General features: G+C 76.9%; 8 protein-coding genes. 6 read left to right on the top strand and 2 right to left on the bottom strand.

Annotated features, from left to right (window positions below; translation table 11 throughout):
- Nucleotides 1-90 precede the first annotated feature (90 nt).
- Nucleotides 91-918, bottom strand: a complete 828-nt coding sequence (locus WD250_13705) for an SAM-dependent chlorinase/fluorinase (protein ID MEX2621264.1) — start codon at nucleotides 916-918, stop codon at nucleotides 91-93.
- Between the two features lie 61 nt (nucleotides 919-979).
- On the opposite strand from WD250_13705, the gene WD250_13700 reads away from it, so the two are divergent.
- Complete coding sequence (locus WD250_13700; GenBank protein MEX2621263.1) at nucleotides 980-1,201, top strand: DUF2905 domain-containing protein; 222 nt, start codon at nucleotides 980-982, stop codon at nucleotides 1,199-1,201.
- A gap of 227 nt (nucleotides 1,202-1,428) precedes the next feature.
- Here the strand turns inward: WD250_13700 and WD250_13695 are convergent, their stop codons facing one another.
- Entirely contained in the window at nucleotides 1,429-2,742 is a 1,314-nt protein-coding gene (locus tag WD250_13695; protein MEX2621262.1) for a hypothetical protein, read from the bottom strand.
- 315 nt (nucleotides 2,743-3,057) lie between these two features.
- On the opposite strand from WD250_13695, the gene WD250_13690 reads away from it, so the two are divergent.
- The 5 genes from WD250_13690 (at nucleotide 3,058) to WD250_13670 (ending at nucleotide 7,067) form a co-directional block, all read left to right on the top strand.
- Nucleotides 3,058-3,786: a protein phosphatase 2C domain-containing protein gene (locus WD250_13690; protein MEX2621261.1), complete on the top strand. Its 729-nt coding sequence runs from the start codon at nucleotides 3,058-3,060 to the stop codon at nucleotides 3,784-3,786.
- Nucleotide 3,787: 1 nt separating this feature from the next.
- On the top strand, nucleotides 3,788-4,717 hold the full coding sequence (locus WD250_13685) for a helix-turn-helix domain-containing protein (protein MEX2621260.1): 930 nt from the start codon (nucleotides 3,788-3,790) through the stop codon (nucleotides 4,715-4,717).
- A gap of 116 nt (nucleotides 4,718-4,833) precedes the next feature.
- Complete coding sequence (locus WD250_13680) at nucleotides 4,834-5,154, top strand: hypothetical protein (protein ID MEX2621259.1); 321 nt, start codon at nucleotides 4,834-4,836, stop codon at nucleotides 5,152-5,154.
- The gene (locus WD250_13675) at nucleotides 5,151-5,912 is read left to right on the top strand and encodes an inositol monophosphatase family protein (protein MEX2621258.1); all 762 of its coding nucleotides are present in this window, start codon (nucleotides 5,151-5,153) and stop codon (nucleotides 5,910-5,912) included. The genes WD250_13680 and WD250_13675 overlap by 4 nt, the downstream gene beginning before the upstream one ends.
- Nucleotides 5,913-5,951: 39 nt before the next feature.
- A complete protein-coding gene (locus WD250_13670; GenBank protein MEX2621257.1) occupies nucleotides 5,952-7,067 on the top strand; it encodes a helix-turn-helix transcriptional regulator in 1,116 nt (371 codons plus the stop codon).
- Nucleotides 7,068-7,086 lie beyond the last annotated feature (19 nt).

The following is a 7,086-nucleotide window of genomic DNA, read 5'->3' as shown; positions in this document are numbered from 1 at the left end:
CGGGTGACGGCGACCGCCGCGCCGGGATGCGCGTTCAGCGGGTGGCTCGGGGCGTCCGGGTGACGGCGACCGCCGCGCCGGGATGCGCGTTCAGCGGGTGGCTCGGGGCGTGCGGGTGACGGCGACCGCCGCGCCGGGATGCGCGCCGAGCAGGCTGGCCGCGTCCCCGCCGTTGACCGCCAGCGCGGCACGGCCTGTGCTGTCGACCAGCAGCACCAGCACGTCGTCGGGCACCTCGGCGAAGGCGGTGGCCACCGTCGCGGTGGTCGACCCGGCGCCCACCTCCACGGCGACGGTGTCCCCGGCCTCCATGCCGACCTCGGCGAGGTCCTCGCCGAGCGCGCTCAACGCCACGTTGCCGAACCCGTCCACGCCGACCACCGTGGCCTGCAGGCGCCCGTCACCCTGCGTGGCGCCGGGCAGGTCCAGACGCACGAGCCCCACGGGGTCGCGGCCCGGGCCGAGCTCGGCGGGCGGCACCCCGCGGGCCAGGTGGGCGGCGGCGGGCGCGAACACGTCACGGCCGTGGAAGGTCGCCGACAGCGGCTCCAGGCGGTAGGCCGGCGTGACCAGCTCCCAGGCGCCGTCCACGCCGCCCAGGCGCTCGGCGGCCGGCAGCAGCAGCCCGTTGTCGGGCCCGACGAGCACGTGCCCGCCGGCGGTCAGCGCCACCGCCCGGCGGTCGGTGCCGACCCCGGGGTCGACGACCGCGAGGTGCACGCCCCGCGGCAGGTAGGGCGCGCAGTCGGCCAGCGCCGTCGCGCCGCCGGTGACGTCGTGGCGCGCGACGCCGTGGGTCAGGTCCACGACCCGCGCGTGGGGGGCGATGCGGGCCATGACCGCGTGGCAGACCCCCACGAACGGGTCGGCGAGCCCGTAGTCGGAGAGGAACGTGATGGTGGCGTGTGCACCGGGCATGCTCCGAACTATGCCAAAGTCGCACGACGCACACGCCGAACCCCCCCCCACGGAGGTGGCCATGGACTCGCGCACCGTCGGCCTGGTGATCGTCGCGCTCGGCGTGGCGACGATCGTGGTCGGCCTGCTGGTGGCGACCGGTGGGCTGTCCTGGTTCGGGCGGTTGCCCGGCGACCTGCGCTACGAGGGCGAGCACACCCGGGTGTACGTCCCGATCACCTCGATGATCCTCGTGTCGGTCGTGCTGACGCTGGTGGTGTCGCTGCTCGGTCGGTGGCGCTGACGCCGGCCCGGCGGCTGGTCGGGGAAGAGACGACCGATGGGCCAGGTGCGCACACGGGTGCCCGTGGCTAGCCGTTCGTCCATTGCGTTTCCCGTCCTTCCGATACGGGAAGATGGGCAGGACAGCCGGTCACGTCACCGCTGCGGCCCACCGCATGCCCGAGGCCGAGACCGATCTGCGAGGGAGCTGTCCTCGGGGGGGCCCCTTCGCCGGTCGGCCTGGGCCCCTCAGCGGCAGCCGACGAACCAGATGTCGCCGACCAGCTCGCTGACGGTGGCGTAGCCGCAACCGTCGGCGGCGTAGGCCACCGCCTCGGACTGGGGTTGGCGGGCGGCGGGCACCTCGCGGACCGGCCATGTCGGGAACTGGGCGAGCGACGCGCCGGGCGCCGGCGCGACGTACTCGACGACGGCGTCGTAGGTGCGCAGCACGACCCGCCCGTCACGGTGGTCCCCGCCGGTGACCTCCACGCCCCGAAACGCCGCCACCAGCGGGTGCGCCGGCGCCGGGACCGCCACCGGCCCGAGGTCGGTCAGGGTGCCGCCCACGAAGCCGTCGGTGGCGTACAGGCGGGCCGCCCCCTCGCCGTCGGGGCCGGCGTCCTTGGTGACGATGTAGAGCGACCCGGCGTCGTCGACCAGCAGGGCCTCGGCGTCGGTGGGCCCGTCGGGGTAGGACACGCGGATGGTGTCGGGCTCGACCGCGCCGCCCGGGCCCCCGCCGGCCAGGTCCGGCTCGGGGAACCGCAGGATCGCCACGTCGTCGTACCGGGCGAGGTTGTCGCCGATGTCGCCGACGTACACGCACGTGGGGCCGGCGGGGCCGGCGGGGCCGGCGGGGCCGGCGGGGCCGGCGGGGCCGGCGGGGCGGCCGCACGGGCCGACGGCCAGCGCCTCGGTGTCGCGCCCCTCGAAGCCCGCCAGGGGGATCGGGGTGCGGTCGCTGCCGTCGGCGCGCACGGCGGAGACCGCCCGGGGGCGCTCGTCGTCGACCACGTACCACCACCCGGGGTTGCGTCGGCTCGCGGCCAGGCCGCTGGCCTCGGGGACCGCCGCGGCGTCGAAGGCCCCGACCCGCTCGGGATCGGTGTAGCCGTGCAGGTCGGTGAACCCGGCCAGGCACGCCGGGTCGGGGTCCTCGGCGACGGTGCCGGCCTGGACGGGCGTGACCTCCACGGTCGCGGTCGCGTCGCTGCCGGCGGCGGCGGCGCGCACCTGCGCCGGCTCGACCGCCGCGACGGGCACGGTGTCCGCTGTGACCGTCATCTCGGTGGCGCCCGCGGGCACCGTCACCCGGCGGGGCACCGCCACGACGGCGGACGAGGACGCCAGGCCCACTGCGAGCCCGTCGGCGGGCGCGGCGCGATCCAGCGTGACGGTGACCGCGGCGGGCAGGCAGCCCTGGACGGCGGAGGGCTCGACGAACACGCCGGCCAGGGCCGGCTCTCCTCGGGTGGCGCCGAGGGCGACGACGCCCGCGACCGCCACGGCTGTCGCGCCGGCCGCCAGCACACCCCCAAGGACCCGCCCTCGGCGCTGCATGGTGGGCCCCTTCCGGTGTCGGCGTCCCCTCACGGCGGTCGCGGCCGTGACCGCCACCCGGCGCGCCGGACCGTGCAGGATCAGGGCCACCACATGGCCCCGATCCTCCACGCAGGGGGCTCCAGCCGGCGACCTCGCAGCCTCGCAGCGCCTCGGCTCGGCACGCTGCGCGGACCCCGTCGGGCGACGATGGCATCGTATGCGACGATGGGGTGCGCCCGGCCCCCTCGCCGGGCGGGGCGCACCGCGCACGCCGGTGCCTTGCCCCGCGCAGCGAGCACACCGGTGCCGACCGGGCCAAGAGAGAGGCAGTTGATGGCGAACGGCGTGGTCACGCTGTGGGGTGACGAGCACACGGTGCTCGACGAGGTCGTGGACGCCGCGGTCGACGGGCACGCTGCGGTGGCCCTCAGCCGCGGGCGCTACCCCAAGCCCTACGAGCACGTCGACCCCAACGAGGACGGGGTGCTCGCCGCGACCGGCCCGGGCGGGCGACTGCTCGCCGTGGTCGACGGGCACTTCGGCTTCGACGCGGCCCGTGCCGCGCTGGCCGCGGTGGCCGAGCGCGCCCCGGACGTGGTCCAGCAGGCGCCCGCCCGCCCCGTCGCCGCCGTGGAGGCGCTCTGCGGGGCGGCCCTGCGGGCAGTCATCACGGCGGTCGGCGAGGCGACAGGTGAGCGGGCGGACAGCCGCACGGCGCTGACCCTGGCACTGGTGGTCGGCGACCACCTGTACGTGGCGACCTACGGCGACACCGTCTGCGTGCGCGAACGGGCGGGCCGGGGCAAGGCGGTCGGCGACGACGCGGGCTTCCTCGGGCCGGACAGCTTCATCCCCGCCGTGACCCGGGTGCGGGTCCGCCCCCAGGACCGGGTGGCCGTGGCCTCCGACGGCCTCACCACCTACCTGGGCCGGGACTGGGTCGGACACACCGCCGCGATCCTTGCCCGCGCCGAGGACCCGCGCTGGGCGGCGCGTGCGCTCATCGAGCTCGCGATGGACGGCGGGGCCGGCGATCACGTCGCGGTCGGAGTGCTGGCCTAAGATGGCGGTCATCCCCTCCGAAGAACAGGACGGTACCGGCGTGCGCGGCATCGGCGACACTCTGCGCCAGGAACGGGTGCGCCGAGGGCTCACCCTCGAGCAGGCGGCCCGGGACGCCGGCGTGCCGAGGCTGGTCGTGCAGGGCCTGGAGCAGGGGGCCCTGGCCCAAAACGACGTCAAGACCAGCGCATACCTGCGGATGTACGCGCGCTCGCTGGGGCTGGACGCTGAGGCGCGGGTGCGCGACCTCACCGGCGAGGAGCTCGTGCCCGGCGATCCCGCGCACGCCGAGGGGGCGGGGCCCGCGTGGGGGACGCCCGGGCCCGATGGCGCAATGCCAGCACGCCGCCGGCCGCAGGGCCTGTGGCTGGTGCTGGTGTTCGTGGCGGCGGCCCTGGTGGCGGCAGGGGTCACCGCGGGAGTACTGACGGCGAACCAGGGCGCCGGGGTGGATCTGGTCGCGCCCGACGTCGATGTCGACCCCGACGGGCAAGCCACCGGCGACCCCGACGCCGGCGACCCCGACGTCGAGGACCCCGACGCCGATACCGGACCCGCACGGAGTCCGACTCCCGACCCGGAGCCCGAGCCCACCCCGGAGCCAGAGCCCGAGCCCGAACCGGCCGGGCGCGCGCCCGAGGACACCCGGGTCCAGGTGCTCCACGGCCCCGAGCAGGCGCCGGTGGTCGACGACGTGGTCGCCACCCTGGAGGCCATGGGCTACCAGGTCGTCCGGGTCAGCGCCGCGCGCACGGCCTTCCCGTCGACCACGGTGCTCTACAGCGAGGGCTGGGAGCCCGAGGCCGAGGCGCTCGCCGCCCGTGACGCCCGCTTCGCCGAGGTCGCGGCCAACTCCGCCTTCTCCGCGGAGGTCCACCTGCACGTGGGGGTCGGGCCGGATTGGCCGGTGCCGGACGAGGAGCGGGCGTGACGCGCGCTCATCGCGGCTCGTCGTCCTCGAAGCGGTCGTCTTCGAAGCGGTCGTCCTCAGGCACGCGCACGGGGCGGTTGTTCCGCCGGGCGAGCCGCTGGCAGAAGGCGGTCGTGGTGGGGTGCGCGCTGGTCGCCCTCCACGGGATCTGGGTGCTGTTCGTCCCCGGCGTGCAGCTCGACGACAGTGACCTGTCCTGCCCCCCCGCAGTGGTGGCGGCGGTCGCGGGCAGCGGCGGCGTGGAGGTCGCCGAAGGGGGGGAGCTCGCCGAGCGCCACGACGCGGCCTGCGCGGCGACGGGCCGGCGGTGGCTGCTGGGCGGGATCCTGCAGGTCGGCATCGCCGCCGTCTGGGGGCTCGCGGTGCTGGAGTGGGGCCGCGTGTGGCGGCGGTCACGCCGCCGATCCCGCCGGCGTTCTGTGGTGGAGACCTCATGAGCACCCCACCGGAGGTCTCCCATCTGGCCGCCCGCGAGCTCGCCGCGCAGGCGGGGTCGCTGCTGCTCGACCTGCGCACGCACGCCGGCGCGGACCCCAAGGCCCTCGGGGACGAGGGCGACGCGCGCGCACACGCGCTGCTCGTCACGGGCATCGCCGAGCGGTTCCCCGACGACGCGGTCCTGTCCGAGGAGGCCCCCGACGACGCCGCGCGGCTGGCCGCGGCCCGGGTGTGGATCGTCGACCCGCTCGACGGTACCCGCGAGTACACCGAGGAGGGCCGGGACGACTGGGCGGTGCACGTGGCCCTGTGGCAGGCCGGCGATCTGGCCGCCGGGGCGGTGGCGCTGCCCGCCCTCGACGTGGTGTACGCCACCGACGCGCCGCCGACGGTGCCCCCCGCCGCCGAGGGGCGGGCCCTGCGCTTCGTCGTGAGCCGCACCCGCCCCCCGGCGTGGGCCGGCGGCGTCGCCGACGAGCTCGGCGCGGAGCTCGTGCCGCTCGGATCGGCGGGGGCGAAGGCGATGGCGGTGGTGCGCGGCGACGTCGACGCCTACCTGCACGACGGCGGCCAGTACGAGTGGGACGTCGCGGCGCCCACGGCCGTGGCCAGGGCCGCCGGGCTCCACGTCTGCCGCGTGGACGGCGCCCCGCCCACCTTCAACAAGCCCGATGCCTACTCCCCCGACATCCTCGTGTGCCGTGCGCACCTCGCCGACCGCCTCCTGGATTCCATCGCCCGCCACCGGGAGGCCTGACCCGCCGCAGGCGCAGCGCAGCCGAGTAGAATCGCCGCGATGTCCAGCGTCCAGGAGACCCTGCGCAGCCAGCGGGAACGCCTGGGCCAGTCCCGGGCGACGGCGGCTGCTCGGACCAAGCTGCCCGACCACGTGCCCGCGGCGCTGGAATCGGGCCAGCTGGCGTTGGACGACGCGACGACGCTGGCCTACGTGCGCATCTACGCCCGGCATCTGGGGCTCGACGCCGAGGAGCTGCTGCGCGACTGCGCGGTCGACGAGCCGTTCGACGTCGACGAGGGCCCGATGCTGCGCCGGCCACCCCGCTGGCGCGGGCTGGGGGGCAGCCGCGTGCCGCTGGGGATCGTGCTGGGGGTCCTCGGGCTGGCGTGCCTGGTCTTCGCGGCGAGCATCGGGGGGGGCGACGCGGGCGGCCCGGTCGACGTCAAGCTCGGCGCATCCTCGCCCGGCCCGGTGGATGCCGTCGAGGGATCCGGCCGCTCCGCTGCAGGCGATGACGATTCCCGCTCCGGGTCGGGGACGGACGACGGCCGCGAGGGATCCGAGGAGCCCGGCGGGGATGCTGCCGCCGGCGCGGCTGAGGTACCCGGGGGTGGGGTGCCGGGGTCCGGCCTGCCGGGGTCCGACGTGCCGGGGTCCGACGTGCCGGGGGCGGCGGGGCCCGAGGGTGGCGTGGCGGGCACGGCGGGGCCCGAGGGTGGCGTGCCGGGGGCGGCGGGGCCCGAAGGTGGCGTGGCGGGCACCGCGGGGCTGGGTGGCGTGGCGGGGACGGCGGGGCCCGGAACGACTGCGGTGCCCGGCGCGGACACGGCGGCCCGCGACGCGCCGGCCCCCACCGCCGCGGCGAGCCCGCCGGGCAGAGCCCCGGGGCAGACCCGGGTGCAGCTCCTGCACCACGGCGGCATCGCCCGGCCCACGGTCGAGGAGGTCCACGCGGTGCTGCAGTCGCTGGGCTACCAGGTCACCCACGTGAACCTGCTCCCGACCCCGGTGGTCGGTCGCACCACCGTGCAGGCGGTCGAGGGGTGGATGGTGGAGGCGGAGGCACTGCGCCAGCGCGACCCGCGTTTCGGCAACGTCGAGCCCAACCGGGTGTTCTCCACCGAGGTGGACCTGCACGTCATCATCGGCACCGACTGGCCCGGGCAGGTCTAGAGCGCCCGTGCGGGGGGGG

This window comes from Egibacteraceae bacterium, from assembly GCA_040905805.1.
Classification (GTDB): domain Bacteria; phylum Actinomycetota; class Nitriliruptoria; order Euzebyales; family Egibacteraceae; genus DATLGH01.
Note: the sequence above shows the minus strand (reverse complement) of the source record. Positions and strands in the feature narration are given on the sequence as shown.

Excerpts from the sequence above, each read along its gene's own strand:
- WD250_13690 (MEX2621261.1), top strand. The coding sequence starts at position 3,058 with ATGGCGAACGGCGTGGTCACGCTGTGGGGTGACGAGCACACGGTGCTC.
- WD250_13705 (MEX2621264.1), bottom strand. The coding sequence starts at position 918 with ATGCCCGGTGCACACGCCACCATCACGTTCCTCTCCGACTACGGGCTC.
- WD250_13675 (MEX2621258.1), top strand. The coding sequence starts at position 5,151 with ATGAGCACCCCACCGGAGGTCTCCCATCTGGCCGCCCGCGAGCTCGCC.
- WD250_13670 (MEX2621257.1), top strand. The coding sequence starts at position 5,952 with ATGTCCAGCGTCCAGGAGACCCTGCGCAGCCAGCGGGAACGCCTGGGC.
- WD250_13700 (MEX2621263.1), top strand. The coding sequence starts at position 980 with ATGGACTCGCGCACCGTCGGCCTGGTGATCGTCGCGCTCGGCGTGGCG.
- WD250_13695 (MEX2621262.1), bottom strand. The coding sequence starts at position 2,742 with ATGCAGCGCCGAGGGCGGGTCCTTGGGGGTGTGCTGGCGGCCGGCGCG.
- WD250_13685 (MEX2621260.1), top strand. The coding sequence starts at position 3,788 with ATGGCGGTCATCCCCTCCGAAGAACAGGACGGTACCGGCGTGCGCGGC.